The sequence below is a fragment of the Sphingomonas oryzagri genome, from assembly GCF_029906645.1.
Lineage (GTDB): Bacteria > Pseudomonadota > Alphaproteobacteria > Sphingomonadales > Sphingomonadaceae > Solisphingomonas > Solisphingomonas oryzagri.
The window spans coordinates 837,300-855,905 of the sequence record NZ_JARYGZ010000001.1; the positions used below are offsets into that span (position 1 = coordinate 837,300).

General features: G+C 68.1%; 18 protein-coding genes and 1 tRNA gene. 10 read left to right on the forward strand and 9 right to left on the reverse strand.

All coding sequences use genetic code 11. The features are described from left to right. Window positions 1-18: 18 nt before the first annotated feature. The gene (miaA, locus tag QGN17_RS03915; protein WP_281043210.1) at window positions 19-957 is read right to left on the reverse strand and encodes a tRNA (adenosine(37)-N6)-dimethylallyltransferase MiaA; all 939 of its coding nucleotides are present in this window, start codon (window positions 955-957) and stop codon (window positions 19-21) included. Here miaA and serB point away from each other — a divergent pair. After that, on the forward strand, window positions 956-1,831 hold the full coding sequence (gene serB, locus QGN17_RS03920) for a phosphoserine phosphatase SerB (protein WP_281043211.1): 876 nt from the start codon (window positions 956-958) through the stop codon (window positions 1,829-1,831). The two genes, miaA and serB, sit on opposite strands and share 2 nt — an antisense overlap. 16 nt (window positions 1,832-1,847) lie before the next feature. Here the strand turns inward: serB and QGN17_RS03925 are convergent, their stop codons facing one another. Further along, window positions 1,848-2,162 (reverse strand): hypothetical protein, encoded by a 315-nt coding sequence (locus QGN17_RS03925; RefSeq protein WP_281043212.1) that lies wholly within the window; start codon window positions 2,160-2,162, stop codon window positions 1,848-1,850. A gap of 54 nt (window positions 2,163-2,216) precedes the next feature. Next, complete coding sequence (locus tag QGN17_RS03930) at window positions 2,217-3,248, reverse strand: SPOR domain-containing protein (RefSeq protein WP_281043213.1); 1,032 nt, start codon at window positions 3,246-3,248, stop codon at window positions 2,217-2,219. A gap of 132 nt (window positions 3,249-3,380) precedes the next feature. Here QGN17_RS03930 and QGN17_RS03935 point away from each other — a divergent pair, with 132 nt between their 5' ends. The 3 genes from QGN17_RS03935 to QGN17_RS03945 are packed head-to-tail and all read left to right on the forward strand — an operon-like array spanning window position 3,381 to window position 6,154. Next, the gene (locus QGN17_RS03935; protein WP_281043214.1) at window positions 3,381-4,094 is read left to right on the forward strand and encodes a ParA family protein; all 714 of its coding nucleotides are present in this window, start codon (window positions 3,381-3,383) and stop codon (window positions 4,092-4,094) included. A gap of 15 nt (window positions 4,095-4,109) precedes the next feature. After that, window positions 4,110-4,712, forward strand: a complete 603-nt coding sequence (locus QGN17_RS03940; protein ID WP_281043215.1) for a hypothetical protein — start codon at window positions 4,110-4,112, stop codon at window positions 4,710-4,712. 23 nt (window positions 4,713-4,735) lie between these two features. Further along, a complete protein-coding gene (locus QGN17_RS03945) occupies window positions 4,736-6,154 on the forward strand; it encodes an SPOR domain-containing protein (RefSeq protein WP_281043216.1) in 1,419 nt (472 codons plus the stop codon). 31 nt (window positions 6,155-6,185) lie between these two features. On the opposite strand, the gene QGN17_RS03950 is transcribed toward QGN17_RS03945, so the two are convergent. Next, window positions 6,186-7,436 (reverse strand): dihydroorotase, encoded by a 1,251-nt coding sequence (locus tag QGN17_RS03950; protein WP_281043217.1) that lies wholly within the window; start codon window positions 7,434-7,436, stop codon window positions 6,186-6,188. Next, complete coding sequence (locus QGN17_RS03955; protein WP_281043218.1) at window positions 7,433-8,422, reverse strand: aspartate carbamoyltransferase catalytic subunit; 990 nt, start codon at window positions 8,420-8,422, stop codon at window positions 7,433-7,435. Before QGN17_RS03955 ends, QGN17_RS03950 begins: the two co-directional genes overlap by 4 nt. Before the next feature lie 90 nt (window positions 8,423-8,512). Between QGN17_RS03955 and mddA the strand changes: the two genes are divergently transcribed. Beyond that, window positions 8,513-9,250 (forward strand): methanethiol S-methyltransferase, encoded by a 738-nt coding sequence (gene mddA / locus QGN17_RS03960; protein WP_281043219.1) that lies wholly within the window; start codon window positions 8,513-8,515, stop codon window positions 9,248-9,250. Between the two features lie 27 nt (window positions 9,251-9,277). Here the strand turns inward: mddA and ruvX are convergent, their stop codons facing one another. Both ruvX and QGN17_RS03970 read right to left on the reverse strand, forming a co-directional pair. Then, complete coding sequence (ruvX, locus tag QGN17_RS03965; RefSeq protein ID WP_281043220.1) at window positions 9,278-9,742, reverse strand: Holliday junction resolvase RuvX; 465 nt, start codon at window positions 9,740-9,742, stop codon at window positions 9,278-9,280. Next, the gene (locus QGN17_RS03970; protein ID WP_281043221.1) at window positions 9,739-10,857 is read right to left on the reverse strand and encodes a DUF3089 domain-containing protein; all 1,119 of its coding nucleotides are present in this window, start codon (window positions 10,855-10,857) and stop codon (window positions 9,739-9,741) included. The genes ruvX and QGN17_RS03970 overlap by 4 nt, the downstream gene beginning before the upstream one ends. Window positions 10,858-10,939: 82 nt before the next feature. Here QGN17_RS03970 and gatC point away from each other — a divergent pair, with 82 nt between their 5' ends. The 3 genes from gatC to gatB all read left to right on the forward strand — a co-directional run bounded on the left by gatC (window position 10,940) and on the right by gatB (window position 14,298). Continuing rightward, on the forward strand, window positions 10,940-11,239 hold the full coding sequence (gene gatC, locus QGN17_RS03975) for an Asp-tRNA(Asn)/Glu-tRNA(Gln) amidotransferase subunit GatC (protein WP_110156200.1): 300 nt from the start codon (window positions 10,940-10,942) through the stop codon (window positions 11,237-11,239). Then, complete coding sequence (gene gatA / locus QGN17_RS03980; protein WP_281043222.1) at window positions 11,239-12,720, forward strand: Asp-tRNA(Asn)/Glu-tRNA(Gln) amidotransferase subunit GatA; 1,482 nt, start codon at window positions 11,239-11,241, stop codon at window positions 12,718-12,720. Before gatC ends, gatA begins: the two co-directional genes overlap by 1 nt. A gap of 117 nt (window positions 12,721-12,837) precedes the next feature. Continuing rightward, the gene (gatB, locus tag QGN17_RS03985; RefSeq protein ID WP_281043223.1) at window positions 12,838-14,298 is read left to right on the forward strand and encodes an Asp-tRNA(Asn)/Glu-tRNA(Gln) amidotransferase subunit GatB; all 1,461 of its coding nucleotides are present in this window, start codon (window positions 12,838-12,840) and stop codon (window positions 14,296-14,298) included. A gap of 31 nt (window positions 14,299-14,329) precedes the next feature. Here the strand turns inward: gatB and QGN17_RS03990 are convergent, their stop codons facing one another. Continuing rightward, entirely contained in the window at window positions 14,330-15,214 is an 885-nt protein-coding gene (locus tag QGN17_RS03990; RefSeq protein WP_281043224.1) for an aldose 1-epimerase family protein, read from the reverse strand. 103 nt (window positions 15,215-15,317) lie between these two features. Between QGN17_RS03990 and QGN17_RS03995 the strand changes: the two genes are divergently transcribed. Then, window positions 15,318-15,402: transfer RNA gene (locus QGN17_RS03995), tRNA-Leu, on the forward strand. 57 nt (window positions 15,403-15,459) lie between these two features. Further along, window positions 15,460-17,136: a trigger factor gene (tig, locus tag QGN17_RS04000; protein WP_281043225.1), complete on the forward strand. Its 1,677-nt coding sequence runs from the start codon at window positions 15,460-15,462 to the stop codon at window positions 17,134-17,136. Window positions 17,137-17,196: 60 nt separating this feature from the next. Here tig and QGN17_RS04005 read toward each other — a convergent pair whose 3' ends face one another. Continuing rightward, a complete protein-coding gene (locus QGN17_RS04005) occupies window positions 17,197-18,573 on the reverse strand; it encodes a hypothetical protein (RefSeq protein ID WP_281043226.1) in 1,377 nt (458 codons plus the stop codon). Between the last annotated feature and the right edge of the window lie 33 nt (window positions 18,574-18,606).

The window sequence follows — 18,606 nt, forward strand, 5'->3', positions numbered from 1 at the left end:
GCAGCTACCGGCAACAAACTAGCGTGTCAACCAGTCGATAGGAAATAATGTGTCGATCTCAAAATTATCTGAATCATAAGATTGCGCGATGCGCGGCCAATCTTGCGGAGGCTGGTGTCGGAACCAAGTTCGCTGGCGTTTGGCATATTGGCGGCTGGCGGCTTGTGCGCGCTCGATCATCGCCTCGCGGGAGAGCGTTCCGGCGAGCCATGCGGCGATCTCGGATACACCGATGGCACGCATGGCAGGCAGCGCGGGATCGAGTTTTCGCGATGTCAGGGCTTCGACTTCCTCGACGGCGCCCTGATCGAGCATCGCCACGAAACGGCGGTCGATGCGATCGGCCAGCCAACCAATATCCGGCACCAGCAGGAGCGGGGCAAGGCGAATGGCGTGGCCGATACCGCCAACCTTCTCATGCTGCCAGTCCGCCAGCGTGCGACCTGTCGAGCGCACCACTTCCAGCGCCCGTGCGACGCGTGTCGTGTCGCTCGGGAGAAGACGGGCGGCGGCTTCGGCATCCTCGCGCTGGAGTGCGGAATGGGCGTCCGCCACGACCATGCCGCGGATTGCGGTGCGTACAGTGGGATCGATCTCCGGCACCGGTGCGATGCCGTCGAGCAGCGTGCGGATGTAGAGGCCGGTGCCGCCGACGAGGATCGGCGTCCTGCCACCGCCGTGGATGTCGGCGATGACGGCCCTGGCCTCGCTCGCCCAGATGGCGGCGTTGTGGGGATCGGCCGCATCGACATGGCCGAACAGCTGATGCGGGGCGCGCGCCTCTTCCTTCAAGGACGGGCGGGCGGTGACGACGCGCAGGTCGCGATAGACCTGGCTGGCGTCGGCGTTGACGATGGTGCCACCGATGCGTTCGGCCAGCGCCAGCGCCAAAGCGCTCTTGCCGCTCGCGGTCGGCCCTGCGATGAGCGCCACCGGCGGCAGATCGGGAGAATCCATGTTCACGGCAACGCTGATAGCAGCGGGCAAGCTCACGCGCGGCGATATTTCGGCTGGGCAGGACGCATTGCGTGATGCCGCGTGCAAGCCCAACGGCGCGAACTGGGTGGACGAGGGCGACGCCGCGGACCTTTGGTTCGATGGCGATCCGCTCGTCGCGCGTTCGGCTCTTGAGGCCATGCCGCTTGATGTGATCGTCCAGCCCACGCTGGGCCGCGCGAAGAAGCTGCTCGTCGCCGACATGGATTCGACGATGATCACCGTCGAGTGCATCGACGAACTCGCCGATTATGCCGGCATCAAGGACCGGATCGCCGCCGTCACCGAGGCAGCGATGCGCGGCGAGCTCGATTTTGCCGAGGCGCTCGATGCGCGGGTGGCCTTGCTCAAGGATCTCGAAGCCTCGGCGATCGATCGCTGCCGGGCCGAGCGGGTGCGGCTGATGCCCGGCGCCAAGGCGCTGATCCGCACGATGAAGGCGCATGGCGCGCGCACAGTTCTGGTCTCGGGCGGCTTCACCGTGTTCGCCGAGCCGGTGGCGGCGGAGATCGGCTTCGATGTCGCGATCGCAAACCGGCTGGGGATCGCCGGCGACCGGCTCGACGGGCTGGTTGCCAAGCCGATTGTCGATGCGGCGACCAAGCTCACCACGATCGAGGCCGAGCGCGTCGCGCTGGGGTTGGAGACGGTGGAGACACTGGCGGTCGGCGATGGCGCCAACGACATCCCGATGATCCAGGCGGCGGGGCTGGGGGTGGCCTATCATGCCAAGCCCAAGACGGCGGCGGCGGCAGGGGCGCGCGTCGATCACGGCGATCTGACGGCGCTGCTCTGGGCGCAGGGCTACAAGCGCAGCGAGTGGGTGTCGGACTGATCCAACAGGGCGGGGCTTAGCCCGCTTTCCGCATGTCCGTCGCGATCACGGCGAGCGCGAAGGCAACCGAGGCCTCGTTTCGATCGAAGCGGAGTTGCAGCCCCTGACGGTCCTGCCCGATCACCTCTGCGGTGACGGTCCCCGCCTGCGGATGGCGCAGCGTCACCGGCGTGCCGGGATCAAGCCGCGCATGGGTTTCGATCCACGCGCCAGCGCCGGAGACTTCGCGCAGCGCGACGGGCAGAGGGCGATCGGCGAGCAACAGGCAAAGCGGCCGCCGCCCCTCGGGCAGCAGCGTCCGGTCCTTTGCGAGCCATTTCCCCAACGCCATGCGACCCTCCACACCCCCAACGGCCAAGGATGACAGCGAAGCCCGAAGGAAGCGTTAAGGCGCGACCGGGAAGCAGGCCGAGCCGACGGCTGCGCAGGCCCTGGCCGCAGCGGCCTTGTCGGCGAGCGGGCCGGCCCGCAGGCGGACCACGGCGCCGGCCTTCTCGTAGCTCGGACGGAGACCGCCGAGCTTGCCCGAAACCTTGCCCCAGGCAGTCGCGGCACCCGCCTGCGAGCCGAAGGCACCAAGCTGGACCATCCATTTGCCGCCCGACGCGGCGAAGGCCGGTGCTGGCTTCGCTGCGGGAGTCGGCTTGGGAGCGGGCGGCGTCAGCGTTTCAGTCGCGGCCGGTGGTGTCTTGGCGGGCTTCGTCGCCTTGGGGGGCTTGGCCTGGGCGGTGCGGACCGGCGGCATGGCGGACAGGTCGCTCGGGCGGCTCGGCACCACGGAAGACGGCGCGGCGATGGCGGTTTCGCCGCCGGTGACGAGCTGGCGGCCGGTCGGCGGGATCGGACGAGCAGCGAGCTGACTCGCGATCTGCAGGCCCTTCTGGCGATCCTCGGCGCTCATGAACTGGTCCATCTGGCTGAGGCTGGTCGTCGCCTGCGGCAGGCCGGCCGCGGCGGCGCGGGTCATCAGGCCATAGGCTCTCGGCCAGTCCTTGGTGGCGAGGTCTCCGTTGAAGAGGGCGGTGCCCAGCACATATTGCGCGCGCGGATCGCCGGCGTCGGCCGCCTTGCTGATCCACGGCATTGCGGATCGCCTGTCGCCATCCTGAAACAGCAGGAGGCCGTAATTGGCGGCGCCCTGTATGTGTCCCGCCTGTGCGGACTTGCCATACCACGTCTTGGCCTGGCCGAGATCGGTGGTGACGCCGCGGCCGAGCTTATAGGCCTGCGCGAGGTTGAAGGCGGCATCGGCGTCGTTCGCTTCGGCCAGCGGGCGCCAGATCGCGACCGCGCTGGCATAGTCGCCACGCTGCCATGCATCGACACCGTCCTTCACCGTCGCCGCTGCCGCCGGCGCGGCGATCACTGCCGTCACTACCATCGCCCCCGCAAACCGCATCTTGGGAATCCTCTTCACAATCACTCCCGTTCGCACATGGGATATCACGCGTTAACGATAAGTGTGCGCAGAAAAGCAGGGGCTTTTTAACCGGATATTAGGCGTGCCTATGGGATGCGATGCTCAAATCTCACGGTTGAAGGGCAGGGCATGCGCGTTCTCGCATTGGCATCGCAGAAGGGCGGATCTGGTAAGACGACGCTCTCGGGGCATCTCGCGGTGCAGGCACAGTTGGCCGGCGCCGGCCCGGTGGTGCTGATCGACATCGATCCGCAGGGTTCGCTCGCCGACTGGTGGAACGAGCGCGATGCCGAGATGCCGGCTTTCGCCCAGACAACCGTCGCGCGTCTCGCCGCCGATCTGGAGGTGCTGCGCCAGCAGGGCTTCAAGCTCGCCATCATCGATACGCCGCCGGCGATCACCATGGCGATCCAGAGCGTCATCCAGGTCGCCGAACTGATCGTCATCCCGACCCGCCCGTCGCCCCACGATCTGCGCGCGGTCGGCGCCACCGTCGATCTGTGCGAGCGTTCGGGCAAGCCGCTGCTGTTCGTCGTCAATGCCGCTACGCCCAAGGCGCGCATCACGCACGAGGCGGCCATCGCGCTCAGCCAGCACGGCACCGTCGCGCCGATCACCGTCCACCACCGCACCGATTTTGCCGCCTCGATGATCGACGGCCGCACCGTGATGGAGGTCGATCCCAAGGGCCGTTCGGCGGGCGAGGTCGTCGATCTGTGGTCCTACATCTGGGATCGGCTCGAAAAGAATTTCCGCCGCACCGTCTTCGCGGCTCCCACCCCCGGCGCGGCCGTTATCGCGCCGCGCCCCGCGAGCGGCTTCGGCCGCCGCGTGGTCCAGTAAGGGAGGGCCGTGAGTATGCGTGACAACAAGGCTTTCGCGTCGCTCTCCTCGGGGCTGCTGGCCCGCAAGGGGCAGGCACGTCCGGCGATGCGGCCTCAGGGCTTCGGCTTCAGCACCACCGGGCTTGACGATCTCGGCTGGAACGACATGGGCCACGATGCCGGGCCGCGCCCCGCGACGCCCCGTCTGCCCGCGAACCTGGCTGGCCCGGCGGTGTCCGTGCCGATGCCGGTCGAGGTGCCGCCGGTCGTCCGTCAGCAGGAAGAGATCGCCCGCGAATTCGCCAGGCCGGCGGAACCGGAAGTGGTTGCCGAGCCGGTGGTCGAGGTCATCGCCGAGGCTCCCGCACCGGTCGCGCCGAAGCCCAAGGCCGCGCCGAAGAAGGCCAAGGCCCCGAAAGTCGCCGCACCCGCGCCCAAGGGCGTCGCGAAGCGTGGCGAGGGGCGCAAGGCCGCCTTCACGCTGCGCCTCGATGCGGAGCGCCATCTTCGTCTGCGCCTCGCCTGCGCCGTGCAGAACCGTTCGGCCCAGTTGCTCCTCACCGACGCGCTCGACCAGTTGCTTGAGTCTCTTCCCGACGTCGCCCGGCTGGCCGCCAGCCTGCCGGCGAAGGACTGACATTCACGCGGGGGACAGGAACCATGAACCGCAGGACTCTCGGCCGGATCGGCATACTCTCGCTGATGCTCGGCGTCTCGACGGTGGCGTGCACCACCGGCACCAGCCACATCGCCTCGATCGCCGATCAGGCGCCCAAGGCGCAGGAAAGCGCCGCGAAGTTCGCCGACAAGGCGCGCGACGCGCTGAAGGCCCACAAGGGCGTGCAGGCGGTGGATGCGGCGGAGAAGGCGGTCGCCTTCTCGCCCAACGATGCCTCCTACCGGATGCTGCTCGGCCAATCCTACCTCGCCGCCGGCCGCTTCGCTTCGGCCGAGACGAGCTTTCGCGATTCGCTGAGCCTCAAGCCCGATCAGCCCAAGGCGAAGTTCAACATGGCGCTGGCCGAGATCGGCGCGGGTCGCGCCGGCGAGGCGCAGGCCGTGCTGCATGACCTTGATGGCCAGGTATCGACGGCCGACCTTGGCCTCGCGCTCGCGCTGTCGGGTGACCGCCAGACCGCGATCGACACGCTCAGCAACTATGTCCGCTCGGGCAAGTCGGACGCGCAGGCGCGTCAGAATCTGGCGCTCGCCTTCGCGCTCAACGGCCAGTGGCGCGAAGCCCGCGCGGTCGCCATGCAGGATACCCCGCCGAGCCAGATCAACGATCAGATCGGCCGCTGGGCGGAATTCGCCCAGCCGCAGTCGGCTGGCCCCGTTCAGGTCGCCGCGATGCTGGGCGTGAAGCCGGCCAGCGATCCGGGGCTGCCCACCGCGCTGGCGCTCGCCGCACCGGCGCCGAGCCAGGCCCCGGTCGCGCTGGCTATGGCCGATCCGGCCCCAGTTCCGGCCCCGGCCGCGGTGCCGGCACAGGTCGTCGCCGCCGATACGGCTTCGGTCACCGTGCCGCTCGACGATGCGCCCAAGGCGGCGGAGATGCCCGCCAATGCGCCCGCGAGCGCGGTCGCGATGGTCGCCCAGCAGGTCGCGAAGCCCGAACGTGTCTCGACGCCGGAACTGCTGCGCGCGCCCAAATCGCCGTTCCGCAGTGCCGTGCTGACCGTGCAGCCCAAGCCGGTGTTGCGTTCCAGCGGCTATGTCGTGCAGCTCGGTGCCTTTTCCAAGGCGGGCGCGATCCAGGCGGCGTGGGATGAGGCCGCCAAGGCGATGCCGCGTCTTGCCGGTTATGCCCCGGCGCGTGCGCAGTTCAGCTTCTCGGGCGCGTCGCTCGTCCGCCTGTCGGTGTCGGGCTTTGCGGACCGGGCCTCGGCCGTGGCGCTGTGCGAACAGATCCAGGCGCGCAAGGGTGCCTGCTTCGTCCGCGCCACTGCCGGAGATGCGCCGCTGCAGTGGGTGAAGGCGGAGAGCAAAGTCCAGACCGCGCACGCGACGGCGCCCAAGGCCGCCGTGCCGGCGTTGCTCGCCCGACGCGATGCCGGCGTGCAGGTCGCCTCGCGCTAAGATCTTTCCAACGGGGGAAAGAGAGGGGCGGTCAGCCTACGGGCTGGCCGCCCTTGATCGTTTTCAGAACGCGACCCTGCACGGGCAGGCCATCGAACGGCGTGTTGCCCGCCTTGCCGGCCAGCTTGTCGCCGACGATCTTCCAGGGCTTGCCGTCATCGACGAGGATCAGGTCGGCCGGGGCGCCGACCGCCATGCGACCGGCCTCCAGCCCGAACAGCTTCGCCGGCGCGGTCGCCAGCAGATCGATGAGACGAGGTAGGGTGACGACGCCCTCCTGCACGAGCGCCAGCGAGAGCGTCAGCAGCGTCTCGGCACCCGCCATGCCCGGTTCGGCCGAGACGTAGGGCAGCCGCTTCGCCTCCGGCCCGCGCGGATCGTGGGCAGAGCAGATCAGGTCCACCGTGCCATCGCGCACCGCCTCGATCACGGCCTTGCGATCGTCTTCGGAGCGCAGCGGGGGTGAAAGGCGCGCGAACGTCTTGAACGGCCCGATCGCCTGATCCGAGAGCAGGAAGTGCGCCGGGCTGACCCCGCACGTCACCGCCACTCCACGCTTCTTGGCGGCACGCACCAGATCGAAGGAGCGCGCGGTCGAAAGCTGGCGGAAATGCAGCCGTGCGCCGGTCTCCTCGGCGAGCATCAGGTCGCGCGCCACCGCCATCGCCTCGGCGATCGCGGGGGCGGAGGCGAGCCCGAGCCGGCTCGCCATCTCGCCGTCGGTGGCGACCGCGCCCTTGGTGAGGCTGCCGTCCTCGGCGTGGGTGACCACGATCATGTCGAAGGCGGAGGCATAGGCCATGATCCGGGCCACCAGCTCCGAATCGGCGATCCACTGCCGCCCGGTGCAGACCGCGGCCGCGCCGGCGCGCTTCATCAGGCCGATCTCGGCCATCTCGCGACCGTCCAGCCCGCGCGTCGCGGCGGCGAGGGGGACGATCGAGACGGCATCCGCCGGGAAGCTCGCCGCCTGCCGGATCAGCGCCGGCGCGTCGAGAGGCGGCGCCTGATCGGGCATCAGCAGCGACGTCGTGATGCCGCCGGCCGTGGCCGCCTTGGGATCGATCGCGAAAGCGCCGACATCGACGAGGCCGGGCGCGATCAGCGCACCGCGCGCATCGGCCACCACGTCGGACTTGCGAAAGACGCCATGCTCGATCTCGCCGAACGCCTCGATGCGGCCGTCCTTGATGAGAACGCCGCCTTCCTCGACGGTGCCGGCGACCGGATCGACGATCCGCCCGTTGCGGATGGCGAGCGTGCCTTTCACGGAGCCGATCATGCCCAGCCCTCCACACCGCGCCGGCTCCGCGTCAGCACGTCGAGGCAGGCCATGCGGACCGCCACGCCCATCTCCACCTGCTCGGTGATCGCGGATCGCTGGATGTCGTCGGCGACGTCGGAGGTGATCTCGATACCCCGGTTCATCGGGCCGGGGTGCATCACCAGCGCGTCCTTCGCCGCCAGCGCCAGCCGCTCGCGGGTGAGGCCGTAGAAATGATGGTATTCGCGCGGGGAGGGAACGAACGCGCCGTCCATCCGCTCGAGCTGGAGGCGGAGCATCATCACCACCTCGGTGCCCTCCAGCGCGGCATCGAAATCGGTGTAGGCCTTGACGCCCATGCGCTCGACGGCGGGCGGCAGCAGGGTCGGCGGCGCGACCACGCGCACCTCGGCGCCCAGCGTGCCGAGCAGCAGGATGTTGGAGCGCGCCACCCGGCTGTGCAGCACGTCGCCGCAGATGGTGACGACGGTGCCGTTGATGCGGCCGATGCGACGACGGATGGTCAGCGCGTCGAGAAGCGCCTGCGTCGGATGCTCGTGGCGGCCGTCGCCGGCGTTGAGCACCGGGCAATCCACCTTGTCGGCGATCAGGCCCACCGCGCCGCTGGCATCGTGACGGATCACGATCACGTCGGGCTTCATCGCGTTCAGCGTCGCCGTCGTGTCGAGCAGCGTCTCGCCCTTCTTCACGCTCGACTGGGCGGCGTGCATGTTGACGACATCCATGCCCAGCCGCTTGCCGGCGATCTCGAAGCTGAGCAGCGTGCGGGTGCTGTTCTCGAAGAAGGCGTTGATCTGGGTGAGGCCCGCCAGTCGGTCGTCATGCTTGGCGGTGGCGCGGTTGAGCGCGATCCACTGCTCGGCCTCGTTCAGCAGGAAACCGATCTCCCACGGCTGCAGCCCGGCGATGCCGGTGAGATGCTTGTGCGGGAAGGGGTGGACGCCATCGGGGAGGGCGAACTCGGAGGGGACGTCATCGGCCATGAACGCGCCTCCTATCGGCGTGACGGGAGGGTGACAAGCGGCCGCGCTGTGATAGGCTGACGACACGATCCATCGACGGGGAGAACGGCCATGATCCGTTCGTTGCACCTGCTGTTCGGTATCGTTGCTTATGCGATTTTTCTCGTGGTCTTTCTTTACCTTGTCGGCTTCGTCGCCGATCTCCCGATGCTGCCGACGACGGTCGACCGGCCCGAGCCGACAATGCCGGCGGGCGTCGCCGTAATGGTGGATGTGGGGTTGATCCTGATCTTCGGCCTCCAGCACAGCGTGATGGCACGGCGGGGCTTCAAGCGCGCGTGGACGCGGATCGTGCCGGAGCCGATCGAGCGCAGCACCTACATGCTGTTCGCCTGCATCGCGCTGGTGCTGATGTTCGCGCTCTGGCAGCCGATCCCGGCGACGCTCTGGGATGCGCGCGGCGAGCCGTTGGGGATATTGCTCTGGGCACTTTGCGGCATGGGTTGGGCGATCGTGCTGCTCAGCACCTTCCTGCTCAACCATTTCGAGCTGTTCGGGCTGCAGCAGGTGTGGAACGCGCTCCGCCAGCGCGCGGCGGTCGCGCCGCAGCTGCGCCAGCCGCTCTTCTACAGGGTCGTGCGGCATCCGCTCTACAGCGGCTTCTTCATCGCCTTCTGGGCGACCCCGCACATGACGCTGGGACACCTGCTGCTGGCGATAGGGATGTCGGCTTACATGCTGATCGCGATCGTTTACGAGGAACGCGATCTGATCGCCCTGTTCGGGGCGGAGTATGAGGCATACCGGGGTCGCGTGGGCAAGCTGATGCCGAGGTTTTGGCGCTCCTAGAAACGCGAGACCAAACGGATCACTGGGTCAGGCGAAGCCCGCCATCGCATCGATGGCGCCCTGCAGGATGTAGGCGGCGGCCATCTTGTCGACCACTTCGGCGCGTCTCGCACGGCTGGCATCCGCATCCAGCAAAGTGCGCGTCACGGCGGCGGTGGACCAGCGTTCGTCCCACAGCAGGATCGGCAGTTCGAGCGGCTTGCAGTTGCGGGCGAACGCACGGATCGCCTGGGTGCGCGGCGAATCGGTGCCGTCCATGTTGAGTGGCAGGCCGAGCACCAGCCCCCGGATCGACTGGCTCGCCACCACCTTGCGCAGCGCCTCCAGATCGGCGCCGAACTTGGTGCGACGGATCGTCTCGGCGGCCGTCGCGATCGTCCAGCCGGCGTCGCAATAGGCCAACCCGATCGTCTTGGTGCCGACGTCCAGCCCCGCCAGCCGACCGCCTGCGGGCAGGGCGTCGCGATATTCGAGGGTGGATCCGGTGATCACCGCCGATGCTTCTCGTAGGTCGCGAGCCGCCGCGCGGCATCGGCGCGGATGTTCGCCCAGAACAGCGCGTAGTCGAAGACGTGGAAGTTGTTGCCCGGCAGCACCGCCACGCCAAATCCATCCGGCGGCGGGCCGATCAGCAGCAGCCCGGCCGGATCGCAGCGCGCCGGCACCAGATGCGGAACGAGCGTCGCCGACTTGTAGCCCTCGTCCGGCTTCACCGATCCTAGGTTGGCGCCGGCATCCGCCGCTCCACCCTGCGTGCCGGTGATCGGGTTGACGCAGAGCGCCGGCGTGTTGGCGCGTGGGCTTCCGGTGAAGCCGATCCCCGCGTCGTAGCGGGTGCGCAGCTGCGCCGGGTCCGCAGGCTCGGCGAAGCTCTCCCAGCTCAGGATGCAGCCATGCTCGTCGGGCTTGGTGCAGGCGGGCAGGCCGAGCCTGGGCAGATCCGCGGGGATCGAGATCGGCCAGCCGACCACATAGGCCGCTAGGATCCGCTTTCGGAGCTTCTTGTCGGTCGCGACCCGATCTCTCAGCAGGCGGAGCAGGTGGTAGCTGCCCTGGCTATGCCCCGCGAGGATGATCGGAGCGGCCGGCGGGGCTTGATCCAGAAAGGCGTCGAAGGCGCGGCGCACGTCCGAATAGGCCAGTTCCAGCGCCTTGGCGGCATCGGGCTTGGTGGTGAGGAACGCGCCCGCCGTCGCCTCGCGATAACGCGGCGCCCAGACCCTCGCGACGTTGGAGAAGGCCGAGGCCTCGCTCGACACCAGCACATGGGCGCGCTGGTTCATGTCCTTGTCGTCGATCGGCGCGTTCCAGTGGGCGCGGCTGAGATAGGTGGTGGGCGGCACGAAGAAGACGACCGCCTTGGTCTTCGCCGTGCCGGGCACGCCGGGCGGCAGCCAGTTGGCCGGATCGTTCGGCGCGCCGGGGCGCGAGAGCCACGCGCTCGGGTCGCGATAGTCCGGCCCGCCATCCGTGGGCGTGGCGAAGGAGACGGTGGGCACGAACGTCAGCCGCATCACCGCTTCGGGAAACAGCGTCCAGACGATGCCGCCGGCGAGGATGAGGAAGATGATCGCGGCGATCACGTAGAGGAAGCGGCGAGCGGCCATGGGGGGCAGGGCTTAAGGCGCGGGCGAAGTTCCGGCAAGGCCGCGCTTGAAGTGTAGGATTTCGGATGATAGCCGCGCCATCATGTCCGTAGACCTCGCCACCGTCCGCAAGATCGCCGGCCTCGCGCGCATCGCCACAACCGATGCCGAGGCCGAGGCGCTCCTTCCCGAGCTCAACAACATCCTTGGCTGGATCGAGCAACTCGGCGAGGTGAACACCGACGGCGTCGAGCCGCTGGCCGCCGTCATCCCCAACCATCTGCGCCTGCGCGACGACGTTGTGACCCACGACCAGACGGGCGGCGGCATCCGCGACGCCGTTCTCGCCAACGCGCCCCAGGCCGAGCATGGCTTCTTCGCCGTGCCCAAGGTGATCGAATAATGACTGATCTTACCAACCTCGGCATCGCCGACATCCGCGACGGCGTCGCCGCCGGCACCTTTTCCGCGCGCGAGGTGGCGAGCGCCTTCAACGCCGCGGTCGAGAAGGGCCGCCCGCTCAACGCCTGGCTGGTCGAGACGCCCGACCATGCGCTCGCCGCCGCCGATGCCGCCGATGCGGCGCGCGCGTCTGGCGATCTCAAGCCGCTTTCCGGCGTGCCGCTCGGCATCAAGGATCTGTTCTGCACCAAGGGCGTGGAGACCACGGCCGCCAGCGGCATCCTCAAGGGCTTCGTGCCGCAGTACGAATCCACGATCACGTCCAAGCTGTTCGGCGCGGGCGCGGGGATGCTCGGCAAGCTCAACATGGACCAGTTCGCGATGGGCTCGTCCAACGAGACCAGCGCGTTCGGCGACGTGATCTCGCCTTGGAAGCGCAACGACGGCGGCAATGCCGCGCTGGCGCCGGGCGGCTCATCGGGCGGCTCCTCGGCGGCGGTGTCCGCGCGGATGGCGCCCGGTGTGACCGGCACCGACACCGGCGGTTCGATCCGCCAGCCTGCCGCCTTCACCGGCATCTCGGGCATCAAGCCGACCTACGGCCGCTGCTCGCGCTGGGGCGTGGTGGCCTTCGCCTCCTCGCTCGATCAGGCGGGGCCGATGGCCAAGGACGTGCGCGACTGCGCGATCATGCTCGAGGCGATGTCCGGCTTCGATCCCAAGGACGCAACTTCGCTCGACCTGCCGGTGCCGGCATGGGAAAAGGGATTGTCGGGCGATCTCAAAGGCAAGCGCGTCGGTATTCCCAGGGAATATCGTGTCGACAACATGCCCGCCGAGATCGAGGCTTTGTGGGAACAGGGTATCGCCTGGGCGAAGGATGCGGGCGCCGAGATCGTCGAGGTCTCGCTGCCGCACACCAAATATGCGCTGCCGACCTACTACATCATCGCGCCGGCGGAGGCCTCCTCCAACCTCGCGCGCTATGACGGCGTGCGCTACGGCCTGCGCGACCTGCCCGACGGCGCCAACCTGCAGGAGATGTACGCCGCGACCCGCGCGGATGGTTTCGGCGCCGAGGTGAAGCGCCGCATCATGATCGGCACCTATGTGCTCTCGGCCGGATTCTATGACGCCTATTTCACCAAGGCGCAGAAGGTCCGCTCGCTGATCGTGCGCGATTTCGAGCAGGCCTTCGAAAAGTGCGACGTGCTGCTGACGCCGACCGCGCCTTCGGCCGCCTTCGGGCTGGGCGAGAAATCGGCCGATCCGATCGCCATGTATCTCAACGACGTCTTCACCGTGCCCTCGTCGCTGGCGGGGCTGCCGGCGATGTCGGTGCCGGGCGGGCTGGACGGGCAGGGGCTGCCGCTCGGCCTCCAGATCATCGGCCGCCCGCTCGACGAGCAAGGCGTGCTCAACGCCGGCCTCGCCATCGAGGAGCGCGCGGGCTTCACGTCGCGGCCGGGGCAATGGTGGTGATATGCATGAGGTAATCGGATTTGTTTTCGATTGCCTCGTTGACCTCATCGTCAACGTAATTTTTGAAGGGATCGCACGCGTCGGTCATCGCGTGTGTAACGTCTTTAGAGGCGAAATATGAGCAGCTATCGCATCCAGGGCGGCACCGGCGAGTGGGAGGTCGTGATCGGCCTCGAGGTCCATGCGCAGGTCACGTCGCAGTCCAAGCTCTTCTCGGGCGCGGCGACCGCGTTCGGGGCGGAGCCGAACAGTCAGGTCAGCCTGATCGACGCGGCGATGCCCGGCATGCTGCCTGTGCCCAATGCCGAGTGCATCCGCCAGGCGGTCCGCACCGGCATGGCGATCAATGCGCAGATCAACAAATGGTCCCGCTTCGACCGGAAGAATTATTTCTACGCCGATCTGCCGCAGGGCTACCAGATTTCGCAGCTTTATCATCCGCTTGTCGGCGAAGGCTCGATCGAGATCGAGCCCGAGGGGGCAGAGCCCAAGACGATCGGCATCGAGCGCATCCATGTCGAGCAGGATGCCGGCAAGCTGATGCACGATCAGCACCCGACGCGCTCCTACGTCGATCTCAACCGATCGGGCGTGGCGCTGATGGAGATCGTCAGCCGGCCGGACATGCGTTCGCCTGCCGAAGCAGGGGCTTACGTCAAGAAGCTCAGATCGATCCTTCGCTATGTCGGCTCGTGCGACGGTAACATGGAGCAGGGATCGATGCGCGCCGACGTGAACGTCAGCGTCCGCAAGCCCGGCGACGAATTCGGCACCCGTACCGAGACCAAGAACGTCAATTCGATCCGTTTCGTGATGGCGGCGATCGAGTATGAGGCGCGCCGGCAGGTCGATCTGATCGAGGATGGCGGCAAGGTCGTGCAGGAAACGCGCCTGTTCGATCCCGACAAGGGTGTGACCCGCTCGATGCGCTCCAAGGAGGACGCGCACGATTACCGCTACTTCCCCGATCCGGACCTGTTGCCGCTGGAACTGGACGAGGCGTTTCTGGAGGAGGCGCGCGCCTCGCTGCCCGAACTGCCCGACGCCAAGCGCAAGCGCTACGAGGGCGATCTCGGCCTCACCGCCTACAATGCCGACGTGCTGACGGCGGACGTCGAGACGGCGCGCTGGTTCGAGGCGATGCTGGCCGAGGGCGCGGCCCCCAAGCCCGCCGCGAACTGGGTGACGTCCGAGCTGTTCGGCGCGCTCAACCGGCTCAGCAAGGATATCGGCGAAAGCCCGGTGTCGCCGAAGCAGGCGGCTGATCTCAACAAACTGGTGGCGGACGGCACGCTCTCCGGCACGCTCGCCAAGCAGGTGTTCGAGGTGATGCTGGAGACCGGGCAGGACCCGGCGGTGATCGTCGAGGAGCGCGGCCTCAAGCAGACCAGCGACACCGGCGCCATCGAAGCCGAGATCGCCAAGGTGATGGAGGCCAATCCGGACAAGGTGGCCGAATATCGCGGCGGCAAGGACAAGCTCTTCGGCTTCTTCGTCGGCCAGACGATGCGCGCCATGGCGGGCAAGGCCAATCCGGCGGTGGTCAACGAACTGCTGAAGAAGGCGCTGGACGCCTAATCATCCTCCCCACGCTTCGCGTAAGGAGGATTTAGAACGGCACTCCGAACGTCATCGCCATCGCGAAGTCGTGCGCCTCGCCCGGCGCCAGCGTGACGACGCCGGGCTTGTCCGCGAACTCGCCGTGGAAGCCCTCGTCGTCGGCGTGGCTCGCCCACGGCTCGATGCACAGATACCCCGCGCCCGGCTTCATCCAGATGCCGAGAAAGTTCAGTCCGGCGAAATCCACCCGCACGCCGGGATGCTCGGGTACGCCGTACCACAGGCCACGGCTGTTCGGCCGATCGAGCACCAGTGCGTCATGCGCGAACAGCGAATCGCGGAGCAGCAGTTCGTCCCCGCCGATCGGTGTCGGCTTGGGCGCGCCGATCAGCCCGTCGGGCGTCACGCCGCGGATCGGTTCGGGTTCCTCGGCATCGAAGCGGATCAGGTGCTGACTCCTGGAATTGCCGCCCGTCCCCGGCAGCGGCCAACGGAGCGCGGGGTGATAGCCGAAGCCCGCCGGCATCGCCTCGTCTCCCCTGTTGGTCACCGTCGCGACCGTCTCCAGCACCGCCCCGTCGAGCCGATGGGTGACGTCAAGGCGGAAGGCGAAGGGGTAGATCGCCCGGCTTTCCGCGCTGTCCTCCAGCCGGAAGGTCACGCTGTCGGCGAGCACCTTGATCACCTTGAACGGCGTCTTCCGGGCGAAGCCGTGCTTGGCCATTGCGAATTCACGGCCGCCGAAACGGGCGATGCCGTCGGTCAGCATCCCTACCGTGGGAAACAGGATCGGAGCGCGACCGCTCCACCACCGTTCGTCGCCATCCCACAGCCAGTCCCGCCCCTGCGCGTCCGTCACCGACTGCAGTTCGGCGCCGAGCGGCGAGACGGTGACGGTGAGATCGGGCGAGGCGAGGGTGACGAGATCGGTCATGCTGCTCAAGATGCCTCCCCACATGCGCCGGTTCCACCCGAATCCTTCGCCTTGCCCTTGCGCGCCGGCCTGCTATAGACGCGCGCCGACCGGCGGTTGCCGCGCGGGCGTGGCGGAACTGGTAGACGCGCTGGATTTAGGTTCCAGTATCGCAAGATGTGGGGGTTCGAGTCCCTTCGCCCGCACCAGTCCCGCCGCCCGGGCTGGTGCCGCCTCAACGAGATTCGTGGGAAAGAAGAGCCGAGATGCAGACTGTCGAGACGTTGAACGAGGGCCTGAAGCGGGCGTACAAGCTCACGATCCCGGCGAAGGAAATCGCCGCGCGGGTCGAGACTCAGGTGAAGCAGCTGGCGCCGCAGATGAAGATGCCCGGCTTCCGCCCCGGCAAGGTGCCCGCCAACCTCGTCAAGAAGATGCACGGCCCGGCGCTGCACCAGGACGCGCTGAACGCGACGGTGCAGGACAGCATCCAGTCGCTGCTGACCGAGCAGAAGCTGCGCCCGGCGACCCAGCCGGCGGTCGAGCTGGACAAGGATTATGAAGAGGGCATGGACGCCGCGCTCGAGGTGAGCCTCGAAGTGCTGCCGGACGTGCCCGCGCCGCAGATCGAGGGCCTGAAGCTGGAGCGCCTGACCGTCGAGGCTCCGGAAGCCGAGATCAACGATCAGATCGAGCGCATCGCCGCCCAGTCCAAGCGCCATGAGGAGGCCAAGAAGGGCCACCCGGCGGTCGAAGGCGACCTCGTCGTGATGGACTACAAGGGCACCGTTGACGGCGTCGCCTTCGAGGGCGGCACCGGCGAGGGCATGTCGGTCGAGCTCGGCTCGGGCCGCCTGATCCCCGGTTTCGAGGAGCAGCTGGAAGGCGTGAAGCAGGGCGAAAGCCGCGAGCTGAACGTCACCTTCCCGAAGGACTATCCGGCCAAGGAGCTGGCCGGCAAGGACGCCGTCTTCGCCGTGACCGTCACCGAGGTGAAGGTGCCGGCCGAGCAGGTGATCGACGACGAGTTCGCCAAGCAGCTCGGCCTCACCGGCCTCGACCAGCTGAAGGAGCTGATCAAGGGCCAGGTGGAGCAGGAACTGAACGGCCTGACCCGCACCTACATGAAGCGCAAGCTGCTCGATCAGCTGGCCGAGGGTCACGACTTCCCGGTGCCGCCGTCGATGGTTGATGCCGAGTTCGCCCAGATCTGGCAGCAGCTGGAGCATGAGACCACGCACGAGGCCGATCCGGCCGCGGCGATGGCCGAGCTGGAGGCCGACAAGGCCGATTACCAGGCGATCGCCGAGCGCCGCGTGCGCCTCGGCCTGCTCCTCTCGGAGATCGGCCAGGCCAATGGCGTCGAGGTGACCCAGCAGGAGATGCAGCGCCTGATCATGCAGGCCGCTCAGCAGTATAACCCCAAGGATCGCGAGCGCTTCGCCCAGTACGTCCAGCAGGATGCGATGGCCGCCGCCCAGCTGCGCGCCCCGCTGTACGAGGACAAGGTCGTCGACTTCCTGTTCGGCAAGGCCGAGATCAGCGACCGCGCGGTGACCCGCGAGGAGCTGGAAGCCGCGATCGAGAGCGAAGACGGCTTTGCGTCCGGCACGCACGTCCACAACCATGATCACGATCATGACCATCACGGCCATGACCACGATCACGATCCCAAGCCCAAGGCGAAGAAGCCGGCCGCGAAGAAGGCCGCCGCTCCGGCCGAGGACGAGGTGAAGGCCGAGCCGGCGAAGAAGGCTCCGGCCAAGAAGGCTGCTGCCAAGAAGGCCGAGCCGGCCGCCGAGGAGGCCGAGGCCGCCCCGGCGAAGAAGCCGGCCGCGAAGAAGGCCGCGCCGAAGAAGGCCGAAGCGACCGAGGAGGCGGCCCCCGCCAAGGCTCCGGCGAAGAAGCCGGCGGCGAAGAAGGTTGCCGCCAAGGAGGCCTGAGCCTCTCCGGCTTGAAGGATCAGCCCGGTCGCGACACCGTCGCGGCCGGGTTTTCCTTTTCTAGCGGGCCGTCGTCGGGTGGGCGGCCGGCGAAGCCGGCTCGGCCTCGCGCCGCCACAGCGCCAGCGCGAACAGCGCGAAGCCGCTCGCCAGCGTCCAGGCGAACATGCGGTCCATGAAGCGGCAATGGACGATGAAATGCTGCGAGAAGAGCGCGATCCACAGCAGGATGGCGCCGTTCGATCCCGCCAGCAGCCAGGCGCGCATCCGCAGCGTGCCATCGGCATCGCGGGCGAGACGCCACAGGCCCCATGCTCCGCAGGCGAGCGCCGCGAAGATAGCGAGCGCGCTCATCAGGTGCATCCCGACCGCCAGCGATCCGGATCCGCGCCACACCGCCTCGACGAAGCCGCGCAGCGAGATATCCGCCTGTTCTCCGCCCGAGACAAGGCCGGTGCGGACCGCCAGCTCGTCGGTGATGCTGTGCAGGCCCGCGGAGCCGAAATTCTGCCAGACCAGCCAAAGTTTCGCCCCCATCGCCGCCGCGACGGTCGTCGAGAAAGCGACGATGCCGGACAGGACGGCGCGCGCCATCCTGTCCGGCGGGGTGTCGGGCGGCAGGGCGAAGGGCAAAGCGCCGATCAGGACGGCCCAGCCCAGCGGTATGCCGCCGGTCAGGAACTCGAACACGATCGTACCCAGTCCGAACAGCGCGCCCAGCGGCGCCACCACCCATGCTGCTGCTCCGCCCATGCAACGGCAGACATAAAGCGACAGCAGGAAGGCCAGCAGCACCATGTCGGCCGGGCCATGACCGAGCGACTGACCGAAGCTCTCCAGCCCGAACCAGCGCGCCAGCGTGCCGAACGTCACCAGCCAGAAGAGATGATCGAGCCGTCGCCCGCGTCCCGAGACGAGATGCACCAGCGCCAGCCCGATGCCGATCGCCAGGATCAGCGTCTGCCCGCTCTTGTAGATCGCGCGCAGAGCCGAGACCGAGATGTGCGGCAGGGCGTAGCGCGCCACGATCGTATGGCCGTGAATGTAGCGATGATACAGGAACGCCTGCGGCTGCGGCGTGCCGTCGGCCAGTGCACGCAGGCTGCGGCAGGGATCGTCGAAGGTGGCGAGCGGGCTTGTCGCCAGCGCCGATTTCGGCGCCGCCTGGTCGATCGCCTGATACAGGATCAGGCAATCGTTGAACTGGTGGATGCCGCGATCGGTGTCGCCCGTGAGGTAGGCGTCGTCCTGCAATTCGCCGCTCGCGAAGGCCGCGCGCACGGCGGCCGCCGCGTCAGCCTTCCGGTAACCGATGCTGTGATAGTTCGCCCACCACACGGCCGGCATCAGCAGGAGTGCGACGAGCAGCCCCACACCCGCCGCCGGTATCGCCGCCGCGACGGTCCACAGGAACGCCCGTTTCGCTTGTGTCCCCACGCCGATACGCCCGCCGGTGATTGATCGTAGCCC

What these genes read in the sequence shown, in the direction of transcription:
- serB (WP_281043211.1), top strand. Translation starts at nt 956, where the DNA reads ATGTTCACGGCAACGCTGATAGCAGCGGGCAAGCTCACGCGCGGCGAT.
- miaA (WP_281043210.1), bottom strand. Translation starts at nt 957, where the DNA reads ATGGATTCTCCCGATCTGCCGCCGGTGGCGCTCATCGCAGGGCCGACC.
- QGN17_RS03925 (WP_281043212.1), bottom strand. Translation starts at nt 2,162, where the DNA reads ATGGCGTTGGGGAAATGGCTCGCAAAGGACCGGACGCTGCTGCCCGAG.
- QGN17_RS03935 (WP_281043214.1), top strand. Translation starts at nt 3,381, where the DNA reads ATGCGCGTTCTCGCATTGGCATCGCAGAAGGGCGGATCTGGTAAGACG.
- QGN17_RS03940 (WP_281043215.1), top strand. Translation starts at nt 4,110, where the DNA reads ATGCGTGACAACAAGGCTTTCGCGTCGCTCTCCTCGGGGCTGCTGGCC.
- QGN17_RS03945 (WP_281043216.1), top strand. Translation starts at nt 4,736, where the DNA reads ATGAACCGCAGGACTCTCGGCCGGATCGGCATACTCTCGCTGATGCTC.
- QGN17_RS03950 (WP_281043217.1), bottom strand. Translation starts at nt 7,436, where the DNA reads ATGATCGGCTCCGTGAAAGGCACGCTCGCCATCCGCAACGGGCGGATC.
- QGN17_RS03955 (WP_281043218.1), bottom strand. Translation starts at nt 8,422, where the DNA reads ATGGCCGATGACGTCCCCTCCGAGTTCGCCCTCCCCGATGGCGTCCAC.
- mddA (WP_281043219.1), top strand. Translation starts at nt 8,513, where the DNA reads ATGATCCGTTCGTTGCACCTGCTGTTCGGTATCGTTGCTTATGCGATT.
- QGN17_RS03970 (WP_281043221.1), bottom strand. Translation starts at nt 10,857, where the DNA reads ATGGCCGCTCGCCGCTTCCTCTACGTGATCGCCGCGATCATCTTCCTC.
- gatC (WP_110156200.1), top strand. Translation starts at nt 10,940, where the DNA reads ATGTCCGTAGACCTCGCCACCGTCCGCAAGATCGCCGGCCTCGCGCGC.
- gatA (WP_281043222.1), top strand. Translation starts at nt 11,239, where the DNA reads ATGACTGATCTTACCAACCTCGGCATCGCCGACATCCGCGACGGCGTC.
- gatB (WP_281043223.1), top strand. Translation starts at nt 12,838, where the DNA reads ATGAGCAGCTATCGCATCCAGGGCGGCACCGGCGAGTGGGAGGTCGTG.
- QGN17_RS03990 (WP_281043224.1), bottom strand. Translation starts at nt 15,214, where the DNA reads ATGACCGATCTCGTCACCCTCGCCTCGCCCGATCTCACCGTCACCGTC.
- tig (WP_281043225.1), top strand. Translation starts at nt 15,460, where the DNA reads ATGCAGACTGTCGAGACGTTGAACGAGGGCCTGAAGCGGGCGTACAAG.